We start from the raw sequence: 19,050 nt of genomic DNA, 5'->3' as shown, positions 1-19,050 counted from the left end.
GTGGCGGTGACGTGAGTCACAGCCGATTGCCGGTCAGTTCCCGCAGTCGTCGCCGGGGTTCCGGGGGTTCTCCGGGGACGGCTGCGGGTTCTCCGGAGACGGCTGGGGGGCGGGAGCCGGGGCAGGTGACGGGTCGATAGGGGCGGGCCGACGCGGGGTCGGCGCGGGGTCGGTCGGCTCCGGAGAGGTGGGGGTCTCCGGGGGTTCGGGAGCGCTCGGGGCGGGGTGGGGCGGTATCGGGTGAGGCGGAATCGGATCCGCCGGTGCCGGATCGGCCGGGGCTTCACCCCCGGGCTTCGGCCCGACCGGCGGCGGCGCCGACTCATCGGCATCCGGTACGTCGACGTCCGGCACCTCGTCCACCGGCGCCTCGGCATCCGGCGCCTCGGCATCCGGCTCCTCGCCCCCCTCCCCCCGGCTCACCCGCAGGGGGCCGCCTCAACCACCGTCACCGGCCGAGCGCAGCCCCAACCCCACCTCCGCTCCCACTCCCCGACCGCCGCCCCGGCTCGGCGCCCTTCACCTCGGGCGCCTCCACATCCGCGAGGTCAGGACTCGTACCAGAACACCCCGTTGAGGCCCTGCTTGGCGATGGTCTGCGCCATGACGTTGCCGTCCAGGGCGTAGCGCCTGTGCTTGTCCGTGAGGAAGAAGTCGAGGGCGGCCACGGGGGTCGTGGCGTCGCACGCCAGGTCGCCGCGGATGCAGAAGCGGGCGACCGGGACGCCCTGGAACTCGTCGGGGCCGGGGCCCGTGGAGGTGAAGCCGAGGGCGCCCAGGCCCTTGGGGACCTTGGCCCACATGCCGGTGCCGGGCTGCTTCGGGTCGGCGTACAGCTTGCCGTCGACCAGCTCGCGCGGGATGGCGGTGCCGCCGTTCGCGATCGTCTCCAGTACGGCGTCCGCGGCCTGTGCGCCCTGGGAGTAGCCGACGATGGTGAGGCGCGCGGTCGGGTTCTTGCGGTGGGTCTCCTCGGCGGCGGCCAGGAGGTTGCCGTAGCCCTGCGCGACGCTGTTGTCGTAGCTCGGCGCGGTGATGTCCGGGGCGTTCTGGCCGTTGAGCCAGGGGCCGGCGCTGGCCGGGTAGCAGACGGGGACGACCTCGGCGCCCTCCTCCAGGTGCTGGTTGGCGTAGTAGAACGTCCCGGTGCAGGCGGGCGCGGGCTGCGCGGAGCCGGTGCCGCCGAGCTCGATGTAGTAGTGGTCGGGTGCCTCGTCGGCCTGCGCGACGGTGGGTGTGAGGGCGGCGGCGGCCGTCATCGCCGCCGCGATGGCGACGGTCCTGGCGCGGCGGATGAGTCGGTTCGCTTTGGGCATGGGTGTCCCCCTGTGTCCGTGGTGCCGATGACGTGACTCCGATGCCGTGACTCAGGTGGCCTGACTCCGGCGACGTGACTCCGGTGACCTGACTCCGATGGCGTTGGCTGTCATGGCGTTGGCTGTCATGGCACGTACTGGCTGGCTGGTGCTGTGTCGCGAGACGCTAGGGAGAGGCGATGAAATCGTCGTGAAAGCCGGAGCGACGGCGTTGGCGACGCCGATCGCGGTGGCGAGGGCGATCCCGATGGCGTCGGGCCAGGTGATGCTGCAGGCGGGCGTGCCGGAACTGGTAGACCGCGCCTGCCTGACGCAGCACGCCGCGCTGATAGGCGTCCTCCAGGAACGTGATCACGGACCAGGGCAGGCGTCCGGTCAACGGCAGCCAGATCCGGGTGAGGACCAGCCACTGGCCCCAGGCGGTCAGGGTGAGGGCGTATCCGAAGGCGCCGCCGAGGCCGCTGATGATGCCGAGCACGAGGCCGGCGTCGGAGGACCAGACGAGCGGGCCCAGGGGCCCCTGCAGGAGGTCGACCACCACACCGCTGCCGAAACCGACCACTGCCCCGAACGTGGGTGCCCAGACGAGCAGTTGGGTGGTCACCGTGGCACGGTTGGTGTTGAGGAGGCTGCGTGGGCTGACGACGGAGTCGAGGTCGAGGGGGCTTTCGAGGACGCCGAGGAGGCAGAAGGTCAGGCCGGCCCCGGCACTGAACACGACGCCGAAGACGAGTCCGTCGACGAGCCCGATGCGCAGGCAGGTCGGGAGTGCGGCTTGCCAGCTGTACGCCTTGACCACGCCCGCCACGAAGCCGTAGGCGAATCCGAAGAACCCTCCGCCCAGTGTGCCGATCAGCAGTCGGGGGCCGGCCCTCCATGCGGTGGACTCCGGTCTGCCGCGGATCTGTAGGCGTACGGCGGACGGCGCTACGTGCTTGCCCTTGACCGAGTACGTTAGCCAGTGCACGAGCCCGAACATGAGGCCGGCGAGGAGCCCGACGACCGACGCGTCGAAAATGGCGCCCAGGAGCACGCCTCCGATGGCGAGACCGGCGGCCCCGTCGACGAGGCCGATCGCCAGGCCGGTCACGAGCGCGGTGACGAGAGTGCGGGTGGAGCGGCTCAGTCCGTTGCCGAGTCGCCACCAGGCGAGGTCGGGGGTTTCCAGCCGGGTCAGGTGGTGGGCGAGGTAGCCGAGCCAGTGCCGGGCGCGTTCCGCGTCGAAGTCCGGGGGCGGCTTGCCGGTCGGGCTCCGGTGGAGTCGGTGGCGGTAGACGGTGGGGATGAAGTTGTCGAGGAGGTGGTCCTCCAACTCCTCCGCGGTGCCGAAGCGTTCGGTGTCGAGGAGTGAGGCGGGGTCGTGGTCGGGGGTGTCGCTGTAGATGGTGCGGGCGAGCGCGACCATCAGGGGGGTGGCCAGGACCTTGGCGAGCGGGGAGGTGGGGTCACTTTCCTGTGGCTGATGCGGCTGGTGCGGCTGGTGCGGCTGCTGGTGGGGCTGGTTCCGCTGCTGGTGCGGCCGCTTGGCCAGTTCGGTCAGTACCGGTTTCCAGGCGTTCGCGGAGGGGTCCGCGCGGTCGGTCTTGCGGGTGGTGCGGGGCAGGTAGTCGGCCAGGTCGTCGAGGGTGAGGTCGGTGAGTTCGATCGCGGCGGCGGCGGTCAGTACGTCGGTTTCCGCGACGGCGGCGGCGTATTCGGCGGGGCGGCTGGTGAGCAGCAGGGGGAGGGTGGTGGCGTTCAGGGCTTCGAGTGCGGGGCGGCGCAGACCGTCGGCCATCTCGTCGAAGCCGTCCAGTACGGGGAGGATGCGGCCGGACTCGACCAGCGCCGAGGCCAGGCTCTCCCGGCCGGAACCCCGTGCGGCGTAACCCGGGTGATCGCGCGTCAGCTGGGCGGTCAGCCAGTCGCGCAGGGTGAGGGTGGTGGGGTTCCAGGCGCCGACACTGAAGATCACCGGGACGGGTTCCGCGGAGGTGCGCGACTTCAGGTGGTCGAGGACGAAGCGCAGGGCCAGGATCGTCTTGCCCGAGCCGGACCTGCCCAGGACGACGAGGCGTCCGGACGGGATGCGCCGGTAGGTGTCGCTGATCTCGTCCAGTTGGCCGTCCAGGTCGAGGGGGTCGGCCGTGGCTCTCGCCGGGAGCCGGAGGATGTTGGCCCAGTGGTCGGTGACGGCCTCGGACGCCGTCCGCCAGCGGACGGGGAGCGGGAACGGGTCCTGGACCTGGCGCTGTTCTTCCTCGCGTTGCCAGCGGGCGGCTACCTGCTTGGCGAGTTGCTCGGCGGGGTCGGGGGGTGTCGGGGAGGGCTCGGTCGCTGGGGCGTACGGGGGGTCGGGGTTGGGGCCGGTAGGGGGCTCGGGGTTGGGGTTGGGGGCGGCGTTGGGGTTGGCGTCGGCATCCGCGTCGGCCGTAGAACTGGCGCCGGGCTCCTCCTTGGCCCCGTCCTGCTGGTCGCCCTGGTGGTAGCCCTGTTGGTCGCCCTGTTGGTGGCCCTGTTGGTCGCCGTCCAGGTTCCTGGGGACGGCGGCGCGGAATAGTTGCTCCAGTTCCTCCGGCCGTAGCGGCAGCGCCTTGGCCAGTTCCTGCACCGTGGTCATGCGCGGGTTCGTACGGTTGCCGGTCTCCAGGCGGCGGATGGTGCGCTCACTCACCCCGGAGTTCTCCGCCAACTCGTCCTGGGTCAGCCCCGCCCGGACCCGCAACCGCCGCAGCACCTCGCCGAACGCCTCGAACCCGTCTAACTCACCGGCCACAAGTCACGACCCTTCCCCCGGGGATGTCGACTTTTCGCAGGTGAGGGACTCTAGCGCGGCCACCGGCCACATATGACCGCCTCAATGTCCTGTCCACGTTTCCTCCACCACGGCACCTTCGAGAGGACCGACGGGATCGACCGGATCAAGTGCGGCGAGTGCAGCGATTGCAGCGAGCGCCTTGCCCGGTCCGGAGAAACGGGGAACCGCCATGCCGACGACGACCGCACCCCAGGGGCACCCGAGCGCGACCGCCCTCACCGCGCACGCCCTCACCCCGCACACGCTCACCTCACAGGAGCGCGAGCTGCTCTACGCGCTCGGTTGCGGCCTGGAGGACGCAGAGATCGCCGACGCGCTCGCGCTGCCCGAGCATGAGGTGGCCGCACAACTGGGCCGTGTCCTGGTGAAGTTGGGGCTGCGCGACCGGACCGCCGCCATCGTGCACGCCTTCGACTGCGGGCTGGTCGTACCGGGACAGGGGCCGCGCAGGCGGGCGGCGGCGCGGGGGACGACGGTCCACGGACGGCCCGGCCCGGCGGCGCCCGGTACACGGCTCCGGGTCTCCTTGCTCGGTCCGTTGCGGGCCCGGTTCGCAGGGGAGCCCGTGGACGTGGGGCCGGTCCGGCAGCAGGCCGTGCTGGCGGCACTCGCGTTGAGCCCGGGGCGGTCGGTCAGCCGGCAGGAACTGCTGGACGGCGTATGGGGGATGGAGTCGCCCGGCGGGAACGTCGTACCGGTCTACGTGTACCGGCTGCGCAAGGGCCTGCGGCTCGGGGAGTGCCAGGACTCGGTGATCAGGACCGACCGGTACGGCTATCGGCTGGCGCCCGGGGCGGTCGACGTGGACGTGACCTGTATGGAGGAACTCGTCACCGCGGCCGGGGCTGCCGAGCGGGCCGGTGATCCGGCCGAGGCGGTGCGGCTGTGCGGGCGGGCGCTGGATCTGTTCCGTGGTGAGCCGTTGGCCGGACTGCCCGGGCCCTTGGCGGAGTTGGAGCGGCTGCGGCTCGTCGAGCGCCGGGTCGCCCTGGCGCAGCGCAAGGCGCAGTGGCAGCTCAGGCTCGGCCGGGTCGCCGAAGCGGCCGCCGACCTGTCCGAGCTGGCCCTCCAACAGCCACTCAACGAACCCGTCGCCGCACTGCTGATGCACGCCCTGAACCGCGACGGCCGCCGCGCCGAGGCCCTGTCCGTCTTCAACCGCACCGGCCGCCGCCTCGCGGACGAGTTGGGGGTACCCCCGGGGGAACTGCTGTGCCGGGCGCGGTGGTCGGTGCTGCGGGGGGAGGGTGGGGGACGGGGCCGGGATGGTGGGGGTCCGGGGCGGGACGGCAGGGGCCGGGGGCCGGACGGCACGAGCCGGGGGCCGGACGGCAGAACTCCCCGACGGGACGGCAGAGTTCCCAGCCCCGGTGACGGGCGTCGAGGCCTGGCCGACACAGGTCGCGGCCTGGACGACACAAGTCGCGGCCTGGACGGTGCGGCTCCCGGCTCGGGCGGCGAGGGCCGGGGCGAGCACGGCACGGATCATGGCCGGCATGGCGCAGCTCCGAGCCTGAACGGCAGACCTCCCGGCCCGGACGGCGGGGGACGAGGCCCGCTGAGCACCGGCCGCGACACGGAGAGCCCGGCTCCCGGCCCGAACGGCAGGGCTTCCCGCCGTAACGGCACCGCTCCCCGCCGTGGTCAGGCAGGTGCGGCGTGAGCGACGGGAGTCACCGGGACCGTTCCGACGACAGCGGGGGCGACCACTCCCTCACTCGCCCGGGCAACCCCTCCCCCACCCGCCCGGGCGACCGCTTCGCCGACCGCGCCGACCAGTTGCTGCTGGCCAGGGTCTCCGAAGCCGCCGGACGGGCCCGGCTCGGCAGGCGGCAGGCCACCTATGGGGCGCCGGTCACCGGACCCGGGGGCCGGGGAGCCGCGGTCGGGGTCGTGCGTCGACTGCTGGGGGGCGGCGGCCCGGCAGGGGCTAGGGCACGTGCGCGGCTGGACCTGTACGAGCGCGGGCTGACCGTCGCCGGGGCCGGGCGGATTCATGTCGTGCGGTACGACAGCACGGTGGTGCGGCGGCGCCGGGTGCTGTCCCCGCAGGGCCTCGCCCGTGCCTACGTGCTCGTCGATGTCGACGGTGAGCGGATCGTGCTGCGCTGCGGCGAGTTCGGCCACCCGGAGGTGTGGGGGCCGGAGATCCGCCGGGCCGTCACCGACGCCCAGTTGCCGCGCGCCCTGGCCGCGCTGGCCGAGGGGGCGCGGCTCGCCTTCGGCCCCGTGTGGCTCACCAGGGAGGCGGTCGGCTCCCGGGGGGCCTCCCTGCGCTGGGAGCAGGTCCGGCGGATCGAGGTCCTCAACGGGTCCTTCGCGGTGCGCGCCGCCGCCGGGCGGTGGCAGGTGTGGGGAACCGTCGCCTCGGGGATCCCGAACCTCTGCGTCCTCCAGGCCCTCGCCGAACACCTCGCCGCGACCGCGCCGCGCCGACGGGACGACGACAAGCGGAACTGAGCACAACCCGCCGAGCACACAAATGGTTTGTCCCGTGAAACCGGCCCGTTCTACAGTGAGTTCACTTCGACGAGACGTTCCCCTGGAAGCAAGCCGCAGAGCGGGAACGTCCCACCTCACCGAGCCACACCGAGCTCACCGAGGTGCCGAAGGGGCGGCAGTCGTCTTTGTCGACCCCTCTTTCGGAGGCCCCTTCATGAACATCGGTACGAACGTGGGCATCGGTCTGCCCATCGGCGACCCGGCCGCCCTGCTCACCTGGGCCCGGCGCGCGGACGCCGGTCCCTTCAGCACGCTCGGCCTGCTGGACCGGCTCGTCCACGACAACCCCGAACCGCTGGTCGCCCTCGCCGTCCTGGCAGGTGCCACCACGCGCATCCGCGTCCAGACGGAGGTCCTGCTCGCCCCGCTGCGCGAAACCGCCCTGCTGGCCAAGCAGGCCGCCACCCTGGACCGGATGACCGGGGGCCGCCTCGTCCTCGGCCTGGGCATCGGCGGCCGGGACGACGACCACCGGGCCGCGGGCACCGACCTGCGCACCCGGGGCCAGCGCCTGGACGCGCAGATGGCCACCATGTGCCGCCTGTGGTCGGGCGATCCGTACGGCGACGGCGTCGGCCCGATCGGTCCGGCGCCCGCTCGGCCCGGCGGCCCGGAGGTGCTGTTCGGCGGCTTCAAACCGGCCGCGCTCGAACGCGTCGCACGCTGGGGCGACGGCTTCCTCGCGGCCGCGCCACCCTCCTGGGCGGGCGGCCTGTTCGACACCGTCCGCCAGTTCTGGAAGGAGCACGGCCGCGACGGCGAGCCCCGCCTCGTCGCTCAGGTCAACGTCGCGCTCGGCCCACCGGACGTGCTCGACGACGCCCGCGCCCGCATGCACGCGTACTACGCCTTCACCGGCACGGCCGACCGCATGGTCGACGGCCTCCTCACCACGCCCGCCGAGATCCGCGCCGCACTCACCGCCTTCGCCGACCTGGGCGCCGACGAGGTCATGCTCTACTGCTACGGCCTGGACCCGGACCAGGTGGACCGTCTGGCGGATGTGCTGTGATCCCGGATCTGTGATCCCGGAGCTGTGACGCCTGTGTCACCGAGCCCGTGAGACCACTGTCTGGAGGACATGTGTCCCTGCTGTTCCTGCTGTTCGTCGTCATCGCGGTGATCACCGCCGTCGGGCTCTGCGGCTACGGCGCCCGCACCCTGGCCGACCGGCGCGCACAACGCACGGGCGCCTCCGGCCTGCTGCGCGGACTGGCGGCCCTCGCGGGCGCCGGTGCGTTGGTCATGTACGCCTGGGGGCTGCTCGCCGTCACAGGCGCGGTGATGACGGCGGAGGACGGCGGAACCGACTCGTCGCCACCTCGGTCCTGCCGTACGGCGGGCTGGTGGGAACGGGCTCAGCAGGGCGTCGAGATCGTCGACTACACGGTCACGTACGTCCCTCTCGCCTTCGTCTGCGAGACCAGTGACGGCGGGAGTTACGACAACGGCGACGTGCCCGGCTACGTCAATCCGGGCGTCCTGGGTCTCGCCCTCACCGCCGCCGGGTGCGCCATCGGCGCGGGGTACGTGTCGGAGCTGGGTGCCCGGGCCGAGCTGCGGAAGGGGGAGGCCGGTTAGCCTCGGACCGTCGAGGCCGGCAGGGGTTGCCGGCTGAAGTGGTGGGAGGCAGACATGGCGAAGATCCCCAGCGCGGTGCTCGCCGCAGGCGGACTCGTCGGCGGTTACGGCGTGGCCCGCTGGACCAGGAAGCGGCAGCTCGGCGGGGCCGTACTGGCCGTCGCCGGGGCCGCGGCCGCGCAGCAGTGGCGGCAGCAGGCGGGCGGGAAGGCCGCCGGCGCGCTGACCGCCGCGTATGTCGCCGCCTTCGCCGGTTCGCACCCGCTGGCCAAGAAGGTGGGCGCCTGGCCCGCCGTGTTCGGGGTGGCCGGGGCGGTGGCCCTGGCGTCGTGGGCGGTGGCGGACCGCCGGGGCTGACCCGCGCCGCCCCGACGCACGGCCACCGGACGGCCACCGGCCCGACGCGGCCAGGCGCGGGGCCTCGGCACATCGTCACCACCGGGCGCCCGACGCCGCTAGGCCCGGTGGGTCAGCACATTCACCACCCGCCCGTTCGGATCCCGTACGAAGAACCGCCGTACGCCCCACTCCTCGTCCCGCAGCTCCCGTACGATCTCCGCGCCCGACGCCCGTACCTGCGCGTACACGGCGTCGACGTCCTCGACCTCCACGCTCAGGTCGGGGACGACCGGAGCGGTGCGTTCCGCGGTGAAGAAGCTGATCTGGGCGGTGGGGTTGGCGGGGGACGCCAGGGTCATCACCCAGCCCATGTTCATCACCTCCTCGAAGCCGAGCAGGCCGTAGAAGTCCCGGCTGGTCTCCATCTGTTCCTCGGACCCGACCTGGAAGTCGGGCATGATCCTGCGGATCGTCATGGAACGCGGCTCCTGATCGTGGGCCGGGGTTTCGGCCGGGGTCGTCGGTGGGCCGCGATACCGGCGGCCGGAGTTTCTGTTATCCCCGGCAGTGTCTCCCCGTCTCCTCACCGTCCCCAGCCCCAGGCACGCGAGGAATGAGCCACGTGACACGACAGATCAGCCGCCGGAGCATGCTCAAGGCCACGGGTGCGACCGCCGGAGCCGTCGGGGCCGCGATGGGCGCCGGCGCCGGAATCGGCATCGGTACGACCGCTCTCGCACCCCCGGCAGCCGCCGTCGGCGCCTCGTTCGCGCACCCCGGCCTCCTGCACACCCGCGCCGACCTGGACCGGATGGCCGCCAAGGTGAAGGCCGGCGCCGCTCCCCACACGGCCGGGTTCGCCAAGCTGACCGCCAACCGGCACGCCCAGAGCGGCTGGACGGCCAACCCGCAGGCGACCGTGGTCCGGGGAGGCGCCGGCCAGAACTACGCGATCCTCTACAACGACATCCACGCCGCCTACCAGAACGCCCTGCGCGGCCACGTCAGCGGCGACAGCGCGTACCTCGACACCGCCGTGGCCATCCTCAACGCCTGGTCGGCCGAGCTGACCACACTCGCCGGCAACGCCGACCGCTTCCTGGCCGCCGGGATCTACGGCTACCAGTTCGCCAACGCCGCCGAACTCGTCCGCGACCACCCCGGCTTCGAGCTCGGCCGGTTCCAGGAGATGCTGACCACCGTCTTCGCGCCGCTGAGCGACAGTTTCCTGGTCAGGCACAACGACGCCGTCGTCTCCAACTACTGGACCAACTGGGACCTCACCGCCATGTGCTGCGTCCTGGCGACCGGCATCCTCTGCGACGACAAGGCCCAAGTCGCCCGCGCGGTCGAGTACTTCAAGCACGGCGAGGGGCTCGGCTCGATCCGGAACGCCATTCCCGTCGTGCGCGACGACGGCCTCGCCGAGTGGCTGGAGGCCGGACGCGACCAGGGACACGCGCTGCTCGGCGTCGGCCTGATGGGCACCTTCTGCGAGATGGCCTGGAACCAGGGCATCGACCTGTACGGCTACGACGACAGCCGCTTCCTCAAGGGTGCCCAGTACGTCGCCAAGTGGGCGATGGGCGGGGAGGTGCCCTTCACCGCGAACACCCGCAGGAAGGGTGCGCTCAACGGCTGGTCGGGGTCGGAGACCGTGACCGAGGCCGCGCCCGTCGACCCGGCGATGACCCGCCCGATCTGGGCGATGATCGCCAACCACTACACCAAGCGCCGGGGCCTGCCGGCGTCGTACCTCACCCGGATCGCCGCGAAGGCCTCGCCGGAGGGCGGCGGCGGGGACTACGGGCCCAACAGCGGGGGGTACGACCAACTGGGGTTCGGCACGCTGGCGTTCACGCGGGACAAGGTGACGGGGTCAGGGGCGGGCCCGGGCGGTTCGGCCGGTCCGGCGGCTTCGGGGGCGGCGTCCCCGGCGGCCGGGGCCGGGGCGGGGTCCGGGGCGGCGTCGGGGTCGGACGCCCGGCCGCAGACGGGGGCCACGGCAGCGCCCTCCGCGTCCGCCTCCGCGTCCGCCTCCTCCACCGCCGGCGACCTCGCTGCCACCGGCTCCAACGACGTCATCGGCTGGACCGCCGCCACCGGCATCACCGCCCTCGCCGGCGGCCTGCTCCTCCTGCGGCGCAGGGAGCGGGTCCGGGGCGCATCCCAGTAGGGCTGCGTCAGGGCTCCGTTAGGGCACTCCGTCTCTTGTCCCCGTGGGGCTACGCCCCTTACGCCTCCGTAGCCCCTGCAGTGCCCGCCCGGGCCGGCTTCGTCACCGCCGTGAGCGGCCGGGCGATGTCCTCCAGCGACCGGCGTTCCGCGCGGACCGCGAGGAAGGCCGCCACCAGGCCCGCCAGGCACATCAGGGCCGCGCCGATCTGGAAGGCGAGGACCGTGTCGCCGACCTTGCCCGTCTCGGTGAGGTCGGCGAAGAGCAGGGGGCCGCTGATACCGCCGGCCGCGGTGCCGAGGGCGTAGAAGAAGGCGATGGACATCGCGCGGGTCTCCATCGGGAAGACCTCGGACACCGTGAGGTAGGCGCTCGACGCGCCGGCCGACGCGAAGAACAGGACCGCGCACCAGCAGGCCGTCAATGTGCCGGCGCTGAGCGTGCCCTGGTCGAACAGCCAGGCGGTGCCGAACAGCAGGATGCCCGAGAGCAGGTACGTCGACGAGATCATGATGCGGCGGCCGACCGTGTCGAACAGCCTGCCCAGCAGCAGCGGGCCCATGAAGTTGCCGACCGCGATGACCGCGAAGTAGTAGCCGGTGTTGCCGCTCGGGACGTCGTAGAACGTGGTGAGGATCGCGCCGAAGCCGAAGGTGATGGCGTTGTAGAGGAACGCCTGGCCGATGAACAGGGAGAAGCCGAGGATCGCCCGCCTGCGGTACTTCGAGAAGACCGTGCGGCCGATCTCCACGAACGTCACGCTGCGGCGCTGGCGGATGGTGATCTCGCCCTCGGGGCGCGGCAGCGGCTCGTCCCGCTCGGCCTCCACCCGCTCCTCGATGGAGGACACGATCCGTTCCGCCTCGTCGTCGCGGCCGTGGATCAGCAGCCAGCGTGGGCTCTCCGGGACGTGCCGCCGGACCAGGAGGATGACCAGGGCGAGGACGGCGCCGAGCGCGAACGTCAGCCGCCAGCCGACGTCCGCCGGGAAGATCGCCGTGTCCAGCGCGACGATCGACAGCAGCGAGCCGCCGACCGCGCCCAGCCAGAAGCTGCCGTTGATCATCAGGTCGACGCGGCCGCGGTACTGCGCCGGGATCAGCTCGTCGATCGCGGAGTTGATCGCCGCGTACTCGCCGCCGATGCCGAAGCCGGTCAGGAAGCGGAACAGGAAGAACCACCAGGTGTGGAAGGAGAACGCGGTCAGGGCCGTCGCCGCCAGGTAGACCGCCAGCGTGATCATGAACAGCTTCTTGCGGCCCCACCGGTCGGTCAGGCGGCCCCAGAACAGGGCGCCCAGGCAGGCACCGGCCACATACAGCGCGGCGGCCAGGCCGGTGACCTGGCCGGAGGTGATCGGCAGTCCGCTGCCGGGCTCGGACAGGCGTGGCGCGATGTTGCCGACGACCGTGACTTCCAGGCCGTCCAGGATCCACACGGTGCCGAGACCGATCACGATCGTCCAGTGCCAGCGTGACCACGGGAGGCGGTCCAGGCGGGCGGGGATGTCGGTCGTGACGGTACGGCCGGTCTCGGCTTCTGCGGTGGTCATGGGCTCCCTCCCCATCGAGCGGAACCCGTGACGAGTGCCCTGAGGGGGGCGGTTCTACGCCGCCCGGGGCCTGGGAGGGCTACGCCCCCAGTGCCCGCGACACCGTGTAGATCACCAGGCCGGCGAGCGAGCCGACCACCGTGCCGTTGATCCGGATGAACTGCAGATCGCGTCCGATGTGCGCCTCGATCTTCTTCGTCGTGTGCTCGGCGTCCCAGCTCGCCACGGTGTCCGTGATCAGGGAGGTGATCTCCTTGCGGTAGGTGGTGACGACGTACACCGCCGCGCCCTCGACCCAGCCGTCGACCTTGGCCTGGAGCCGCGGCTCGACCGCCATCCGCGCGCCCAGTGACAGCAGTGAGGCCCGCACGCGCAGGCGCAGCTCACTGCGCTCGTCCTCGGCCGCCGAGACGATCATCGACCGTACGGCGGTCCACGCCGACGCGATCAGGTCCTGGACCTCGCCGCGCCCCAGCACCTCGCCCTTGAGCCGCTCGACACGCGCGCGCGTGTCCGTGTCGGACTGGAGGTCGGAGGCGAAGTCGGTGAGGAAGCGGTCGAGGGCGCCGCGGGCCGGGTGGGAGGGCATGTCGCGCATCTCGGTGACGAAGCGGAGCAGCTCCTTGTAGACGCGCTCGCCGACCCTCTTGTCGACGAACTTCGGGGTCCAGCCGGGGGCGCCGCCCTGGACCGCGTGCATGATCTCCTCGTCGTGCAGGATCAGCCAGTGCTGGGCCCGCGCGACGATCAGGTCGACGGCACGCTTGTGGCCGCCGTCCGCGACGATCTTGTCCAGCATCTTCCCTATGCCGGGCGCGATCTCCTGGGCGTCGGCCCGGCGGGTGATCGCCTCCCCCACCACCGCCTGGACGTCCGAGTCGCGCATGACCGCCAGGGCGCCTCTGAGCGCCGCCGACAGCTCGGCCGTCACGCGGTCCGCGTGCTCCGGGTCCGCCAGCCATGCCCCCAGCCGGCTGCCGATGCCGACCGCGCGCAGGCGCTGGCGTACGACGTCCTCGGAGAGGAAGTTCTCCCCGACGAACTCGCCCAGCGAGACGCCCAGCTGGTCCTTCTTGTTGGGGATGATCGCGGTGTGCGGGATGGGGATGCCGAGCGGGTAACGGAACAGGGCCGTGACCGCGAACCAGTCCGCGAGCGCGCCGACCATGCCGGCCTCGGCGGCCGCGGCGACGAAGTTCGCCCAGTCTCCGGCGCCCTGGTGCGACGCCACCTTGGCGAGGACGTACACCAGTGCCACGAACAGCAGCAGGCCGGTCGCGGTGAGCTTCATCCGCCGTACGCCGCGCTGCTTCTCCTCGTCGGCGGCGGTGAACGTCGTCATCGCACGTACGGCCGATGCGGGGACGCGCCGGTTACCGGCAGCGCCCGGCCGGGCATGCTGCTCTACGTCACGCGTTCCCGTTTCTTCCGGATTCGTACGTTCCATTCCGCTCCACCCGTCCAGGATCCCCCGTACTCATTGTCCCTACCTGACCGACTCCTGGAACGAAACAAGAGTTCCCGGCGTCTGTTCGGTGGGGGGAGGTCGATGACGAACTCCGGATGAACGCCGGCGGCCCAATGGGGGGTCCGTGCAACTCCCCTCCGCCTTATGACGCATCATGAGGTGATCACATCGGAGCCTCGGGCTCCCATCCCGCCCGAGGAGACACGCACCGCATGACCAGGCGTAACGGTTATGCCTTGCTCGCCGCGATCGTCACCCTGATCGTCACGCTTTCCGCGGCCATATACGTCGGAGTCGCCTCCGACGACGGCAGCGCCACCAGCAAGAGCACCCCCACCAACGAAGGCGCCCCTCGGGGCCCCGCCGCCCCGGCCTCCACCGGCATCTGGGTCGGCGCCTGGTCGACCTCCCCGGTCGGCTCCGAGCCCGGCACCGAGATAGAGGGCCTCGCGGGCCGCTCGGTGCGCAACGTCGTGCACACCGGCGTCGGCGGTACGAGTGCCCGGATCACGCTGTCCAACCTCTACGGCCAGTCCGCGCTGACCATCACGCACGCGTCGGTCGCCGTGGCCGCCGGCACCGGGACCGCGGCGGCGATCGTGGACACCATGCGCAGGCTGACCTTCGGCGGGAGCACCACGGTCGTCATCCCGCCCGGGCAGCAGGTACTGAGCGACGCCGTGCGCCTCGCCGTCCCGGCGGACACCGACATCCTTGTCACCACGTACTCCCCCACCCCGTCAGGGCCGGTGACCTACCACCCGCACGCGCGCCAGATCAGCTACGTCGCCGAGGGCGACGTCACCGAGGACGCGACCGGCGTGGCGTACACCGGGCAGGTCGGCTCCTGGCGCTACCTGACCGCGCTGGACGTCCTCAGCAACGAGTCCCACGGCACCGTCGTGGTCTTCGGCGACTCGCTGACCGACGGCATCACGTCCACCGAGAACGCCAACCGGCGCTGGACGGACGCCCTCTCGCGCCGGCTGCGCGCGGCGATCACGGCCCGCCAGGACGTGCCGCGCTACAGCGTCGTCAACCAGGGCATCAGCGGCAACCAGATCCTCGTCAGCGGCACCGGGCGCCCCGCGAACAACGAGGCCGGCCTCACCCGCTTCGGCCGCGACGTCCTCGCCCGTACGAACGTCAAGGTCGTCGTCATCGACCTCGGCGTCAACGACATCCTGCGCAACCCCAGGCTCGCCGACCCCGACAGCATCCTCGACGGTCTGCGCGCCCTGGTCCGCCAGGCCCACGCGCGCGGCATCAAGGTCGTCGGCGCCACCCTGATGCCCTTCCAGGGCCACCGCGGCTACACCGACGCCCGCGAGAACGTACGCCAGCAGATCAACGCCGAGATCCGCAGCGGCCGGGTCTTCGACGCCGTCGCCGACTTCGACGAGGCCCTGCGGGACCCGTACAACCCCCGCAAGTTCCGCCCCGACTACGACTCCGGCGACCACCTCCACCCCAGCGACAAGGGCTACGACCGCATGGGAGAAGCCTTCAACCTGGAGGACCTGAGGGGCGCGGCTCCGGCGAAGCTGTAGGGGCAGGCCGGCCAGCCATCGGCCGGCTGCGGGCCGTCGCGCCGCTCGGGCGACGCCCCTCCCAAGAAGGCCGGCAGCTCAGTCCTCGTCCCGCTCCCGCGACCGCCTGCCGCGCTCCCGGCGGTCGCCATGCGCATGCCGCCACATGTCCCGGTGCTCTTCGAGCATCTCGTGGTGCGCCTCGTACTGCTCGTCCCGGATCGACGCCCGCAGCTCCCGCTGCTGTTCCCGGCGCGCCAGCTTCTCCCGCCGGCGCTCCTCGCGGAACTCCTGGCGCTGTTCCCGCGTGCGCTTGCGCTCGACCCCCACGCCGCCCCAGAAGGCGAACCCCGTCACGATCACCCGAGGGGCGCCCGGATCCCCCGGCACGCCCTCCTCGCGGTGGTCGAACCCGCCCATGATCCCGAGCCCCCGCACGACGACCTCGACGCCGGGCGGCACGGTCACCTGCATCCCGCCCATGATCGCGATGCAGTTGATCACGGCCTCGCGGTCCGCGAAGTTGGCCTCGCGCAGATCGATCTCCCCGCCGCCCCAGAAGGCGAAGCAGTTGAACCGCCGGGGCACGGTCCACCGCCCCTTGCGCTGGAACCCGGACATCACGGCGACACCCCCCGTCGACGACCCCTCGCCGCCGACGATCCGGTCCGCCCAACTCCCGTCCGGCACCTCGGACTTCTTGACCATGTCGACCTTGGGAACGGCCACCGCGCCGACGGGCAGATCCCGGGTCAGCGGCGCCAGCTCCCCGTACGTACGCGCCTTGTACGTGGCATCCAGGCGTTCCTCGAACTCCTCCATGTCGAGACGCCCCTCCGCGACGGCGTCCCTCAGTACCTCGGCGACTCGTTCACGATCTGCGTCGGAGGCACGAAGCTCCGGGACGTCATCGGTCATGTGAGCAGCCTACGAGCAACCCCGCCCGGGGGCTACGAGATCGTGGGCTACGAGACGGCGGACTACGAGACGGCCCGCTCGGCCTGATCCGGCGGGGGTTTGGGGGTGTCCCCCAATGAGTGCAGCATCTTGGCGATCACCGCCTCGATGTCCGGCTCCCGCACCGACAGATCCACCAGCGGATACTCCGCCGCGATCGCCGCCACCAGCACCGCCGCGGACTCGGCCGCCGGGAACGCCAGCCACTGCCGCGGCCCCTCCACCTTCACCACCCGCGCGGGCGGCGCCTCGATCGGCGGCAGCTCCCGCTCCAGGTCGACGACCAGCGTGCGCTCGCTCTCCCCCACCTCGTGCAGCCCGGCGAGCGGACCGTCGTACATCAGCCGCCCGTGGTCGATGACCATCACCCGTGAACACAACTGCTCGATGTCCTGGAGATCGTGCGTGGTCAGCAGCACCGTCGTGCCACGCTCCACGTTCAGCTCCCGCAGGAAGTCCCGGACCTTCGCCTTCGAGATCACGTCGAGTCCGATCGTCGGCTCGTCCAGGTACACCACCTCGGGATCGTGCAGCAGCGCCGCCGCGATGTCGCCGCGCATCCGCTGCCCGAGGGAGAGCTGACGCACCGGGACGTCCAACAGTGCGCCCAGGTCGAGCAGTTCGACGAGCCGGTCGAGGTTCTCGCGGTAACGGCCGTCCGGGATGCGGTACATGCGGTGCATCAGCTTGTACGAGTCGATCAGCGGCAGGTCCCACCACAGCGTCGTGCGCTGCCCGAACACCACCCCGATCCGGTGCGCGAGCCGCATCCGCTCGCGGGACGGGTCGATGCCGGCGACCCGGAGCCGGCCCCCGCTCGGGGTCAGGATGCCGGTCAGCATCTTGATCGTCGTCGACTTGCCGGCGCCGTTCGGCCCGATGTAGCCCACCATCTCGCCGCGCGCCACGCGGAAGGAGATCGAGTCGACGGCCCGTACCTGCCGACGCTCCCGCTTCAGGAAACCGGTCTTCTTGCGCACCTCGAAGACCTTCTCGACGCCTTCGAGTTCGATGAACGCGTCCGCCCTGCCGTCCACGGCACTCACACCGTCCATGTCGTCCATGTCGTCCACCGCTGCCCCTAACTCCCCGTGCTCCGATACGACCGCAGCCCGGCCCGCCACGCCAGACCGGCCAGCGCACAGCACACCACCGCCACCAGCGGCGACGCGAAGGCCGCCCAGGGAGGCAGGCCGAGCGGATACGGGCGCTCCAGCACATAGGAGGCCGGCACCCAGTTGACGAAGGCGAGCGGCAGCACGAACGTCACCCCGCGCACGAAGTCCTTCCCGAACACCGTCGGCGGGTACTGCAACAGCGTGGTGCCGCCGTACGTGAACGCGTTCTGCACCTCGGCGGCGTCCTGTGCCAGGAACTGGAAGGCCGCGCCCGCCACGAACACGGCGCAGAAGATCACCCCGCCGCAGACCAGCATCACCGGCACCAACAGCACCTTCGCCACAGTCCAGTCCACGTCGACGGCCGGCAGCCCCCAGCCCAGCACCAGCGCGCCCTGGGTGATCCGGCCGAGGCGGCGCACCGCGAAGTGGTCCGCCGCGACCTGGGCCAGCACCGGGACGGGCCGCACGAGCAGCGTGTCGAACGAGCCGTCGCGCATCCGGCCGCCGAGGACGTCCATCGAGCCGAAGGTCAGGTCGGCGATCCCGAAGGCCGTCGCGGACAGCCCGTACAAGAAGGCGACCTCGGGCAGCGACCAGCCGCCCAGCGAGTCGACCTGCGAGAACATCAGCAGGATCGCCACGAAGTCCAGGCCGGTCACCAGCAGGTTGCCGAGGACCGTGACGACGAACGAGGCGCGGTAGGTCATCGCGGACCGGATCCACATCCCGGCGATCAGCCGGTAGGCCCGCAGCCCCTCACCGGCCCGGGACACCCCGATGACCCCGGAGATCTCACCCACCCTGCACCACCACCCGCCGCGTCGCCGCCGACTGCACCAGCCGCCCGGCCGCCAGCAGCACCACCGCCCACGCCGCCTGGAAGGCGTACGCCCGCAGCGGGTCGGTCTCCCCCATCAGCACGTCGGCCGGCATCTGGATCTGTGCCGCCCAGGGCAGCACCCGCACGATCTCGCCGAGGACGCCCGGGAAGGCGTTCAGGGGCAGCACCATGCCCGAGAAGAAGATCCCCGTGATCATCAGGGCCTGATTGACGCCCATGCCGTCCATCAGCCAGAACACGCTCAGGGCCGCCAGATAGCGGATCGCGAAGCTGACGAGCGTCGCGAGCAGGAGTGTGACCGCGAACGCCGCCCAACGGGTGACGTCCGCCGGCAGCGCCATCGGGAAGAAGAGCGCGCCGAACGCGAACGGGATCACGCCCCGCCCCAGCATCTGGAACAGCGCCCGCCCCACGTCCCCGGCCAGCCACCACAGCTGGAGATCGGCCGGCCGGTACAGGTCGACGGCGATGTCACCCGTGCGGATGCGCTGCATCAGATCCTTCTCGGCGCCACCGCCCTGGATGGCCAGCGTGGCGTACAGGCACTGGCCCAGCCACACATAGGTGACGGCCTGGGTCTGGTCGTAGCCGCCGAGATGCGGTTTCTCGTCCCACAGCGCCAGATAGGTGTAGACGAGGATCACGCCGAAGACCGTGTTGGTGAACACCCCGGCCGCGGTCGCCACCCGATAGGTCGCGTACCTTCTGAACCCGCCCACCGCGACGGCTAAGTACAACCGCCCCGATCCCACATCCACAGCCCTCCTCGCCCGCGCCCGGCACCGAAGCGCAGGAGCCTAGTGCGCGCGCGGCAGGGGCTGCCAGCCAATTTCCGGGCCCCGCCCGGCGGGAGAGTCTGCTCACTTTCCGC

Annotated in this window: 15 protein-coding genes and 1 pseudogene; 7 read left to right on the top strand and 9 right to left on the bottom strand. The window is 71.8% G+C overall.

The window, feature by feature from the left end; all coding sequences use genetic code 11:
* Nucleotides 1-548: 548 nt before the first annotated feature.
* Entirely contained in the window at nucleotides 549-1,316 is a 768-nt protein-coding gene (locus OG331_RS30760) for a PE-PPE domain-containing protein (RefSeq protein WP_328881392.1), read from the bottom strand.
* A 166-nt stretch (nucleotides 1,317-1,482) separates the two neighbouring features.
* Entirely contained in the window at nucleotides 1,483-4,071 is a 2,589-nt protein-coding gene (locus OG331_RS30755) for a helix-turn-helix domain-containing protein (RefSeq protein WP_406202180.1), read from the bottom strand.
* Nucleotides 4,072-4,282: 211 nt separating this feature from the next.
* Between OG331_RS30755 and OG331_RS30750 the strand changes: the two are divergent.
* The 5 genes and pseudogenes from OG331_RS30750 to OG331_RS30730 all read left to right on the top strand — a co-directional run.
* Nucleotides 4,283-5,374 (top strand): annotated as a pseudogene (locus OG331_RS30750) (BTAD domain-containing putative transcriptional regulator); the annotation flags it as partial.
* Between the two features lie 398 nt (nucleotides 5,375-5,772).
* The gene (locus tag OG331_RS30745; RefSeq protein WP_406202178.1) at nucleotides 5,773-6,573 is read left to right on the top strand and encodes a DUF6585 family protein; all 801 of its coding nucleotides are present in this window, start codon (nucleotides 5,773-5,775) and stop codon (nucleotides 6,571-6,573) included.
* 196 nt (nucleotides 6,574-6,769) lie between these two features.
* On the top strand, nucleotides 6,770-7,627 hold the full coding sequence (locus OG331_RS30740) for an LLM class flavin-dependent oxidoreductase (RefSeq protein WP_406202176.1): 858 nt from the start codon (nucleotides 6,770-6,772) through the stop codon (nucleotides 7,625-7,627).
* Nucleotides 7,628-7,698: 71 nt separating this feature from the next.
* Nucleotides 7,699-8,196: a hypothetical protein gene (locus tag OG331_RS30735; RefSeq protein ID WP_406202175.1), complete on the top strand. Its 498-nt coding sequence runs from the start codon at nucleotides 7,699-7,701 to the stop codon at nucleotides 8,194-8,196.
* A 54-nt stretch (nucleotides 8,197-8,250) separates the two neighbouring features.
* Nucleotides 8,251-8,553 (top strand): hypothetical protein, encoded by a 303-nt coding sequence (locus tag OG331_RS30730; RefSeq protein ID WP_406202173.1) that lies wholly within the window; start codon nucleotides 8,251-8,253, stop codon nucleotides 8,551-8,553.
* Nucleotides 8,554-8,651: 98 nt separating this feature from the next.
* Here OG331_RS30730 and OG331_RS30725 read toward each other — a convergent pair whose 3' ends face one another.
* Complete coding sequence (locus tag OG331_RS30725) at nucleotides 8,652-9,011, bottom strand: VOC family protein (protein WP_406202171.1); 360 nt, start codon at nucleotides 9,009-9,011, stop codon at nucleotides 8,652-8,654.
* A 137-nt stretch (nucleotides 9,012-9,148) separates the two neighbouring features.
* Here OG331_RS30725 and OG331_RS30720 point away from each other — a divergent pair, with 137 nt between their 5' ends.
* Nucleotides 9,149-10,711, top strand: a complete 1,563-nt coding sequence (locus OG331_RS30720; protein ID WP_406202169.1) for an alginate lyase family protein — start codon at nucleotides 9,149-9,151, stop codon at nucleotides 10,709-10,711.
* A gap of 58 nt (nucleotides 10,712-10,769) precedes the next feature.
* Here the strand turns inward: OG331_RS30720 and OG331_RS30715 are convergent, their stop codons facing one another.
* Complete coding sequence (locus OG331_RS30715) at nucleotides 10,770-12,263, bottom strand: MFS transporter (protein ID WP_406202167.1); 1,494 nt, start codon at nucleotides 12,261-12,263, stop codon at nucleotides 10,770-10,772.
* Nucleotides 12,264-12,342: 79 nt separating this feature from the next.
* Complete coding sequence (locus tag OG331_RS30710) at nucleotides 12,343-13,710, bottom strand: DUF445 domain-containing protein (RefSeq protein WP_406202165.1); 1,368 nt, start codon at nucleotides 13,708-13,710, stop codon at nucleotides 12,343-12,345.
* Nucleotides 13,711-13,943: 233 nt separating this feature from the next.
* Here OG331_RS30710 and OG331_RS30705 point away from each other — a divergent pair, with 233 nt between their 5' ends.
* On the top strand, nucleotides 13,944-15,281 hold the full coding sequence (locus OG331_RS30705; protein WP_406202163.1) for an SGNH/GDSL hydrolase family protein: 1,338 nt from the start codon (nucleotides 13,944-13,946) through the stop codon (nucleotides 15,279-15,281).
* Nucleotides 15,282-15,359: 78 nt separating this feature from the next.
* On the opposite strand, the gene OG331_RS30700 is transcribed toward OG331_RS30705, so the two are convergent.
* The 4 genes from OG331_RS30700 to OG331_RS30685 form a co-directional block, all read right to left on the bottom strand.
* The gene (locus tag OG331_RS30700; RefSeq protein WP_406202161.1) at nucleotides 15,360-16,178 is read right to left on the bottom strand and encodes a DUF1707 domain-containing protein; all 819 of its coding nucleotides are present in this window, start codon (nucleotides 16,176-16,178) and stop codon (nucleotides 15,360-15,362) included.
* A gap of 62 nt (nucleotides 16,179-16,240) precedes the next feature.
* Entirely contained in the window at nucleotides 16,241-17,281 is a 1,041-nt protein-coding gene (locus tag OG331_RS30695) for an ATP-binding cassette domain-containing protein (RefSeq protein ID WP_406210383.1), read from the bottom strand.
* Nucleotides 17,282-17,298: 17 nt separating this feature from the next.
* Complete coding sequence (locus OG331_RS30690) at nucleotides 17,299-18,063, bottom strand: ABC transporter permease (protein WP_406210380.1); 765 nt, start codon at nucleotides 18,061-18,063, stop codon at nucleotides 17,299-17,301.
* 67 nt (nucleotides 18,064-18,130) lie between these two features.
* A complete protein-coding gene (locus OG331_RS30685; protein ID WP_406210377.1) occupies nucleotides 18,131-18,931 on the bottom strand; it encodes an ABC transporter permease in 801 nt (266 codons plus the stop codon).
* Between the last annotated feature and the right edge of the window lie 119 nt (nucleotides 18,932-19,050).

Source organism: Streptomyces sp. NBC_01017 (genome assembly GCF_045162795.1).
GTDB classification, from domain to species: Bacteria; Actinomycetota; Actinomycetes; order Streptomycetales; family Streptomycetaceae; genus Streptomyces; species Streptomyces machairae.
The sequence above is the reverse complement of the archived record's forward strand: the minus strand, read 5'-3'. Positions and strand labels throughout refer to the sequence as shown.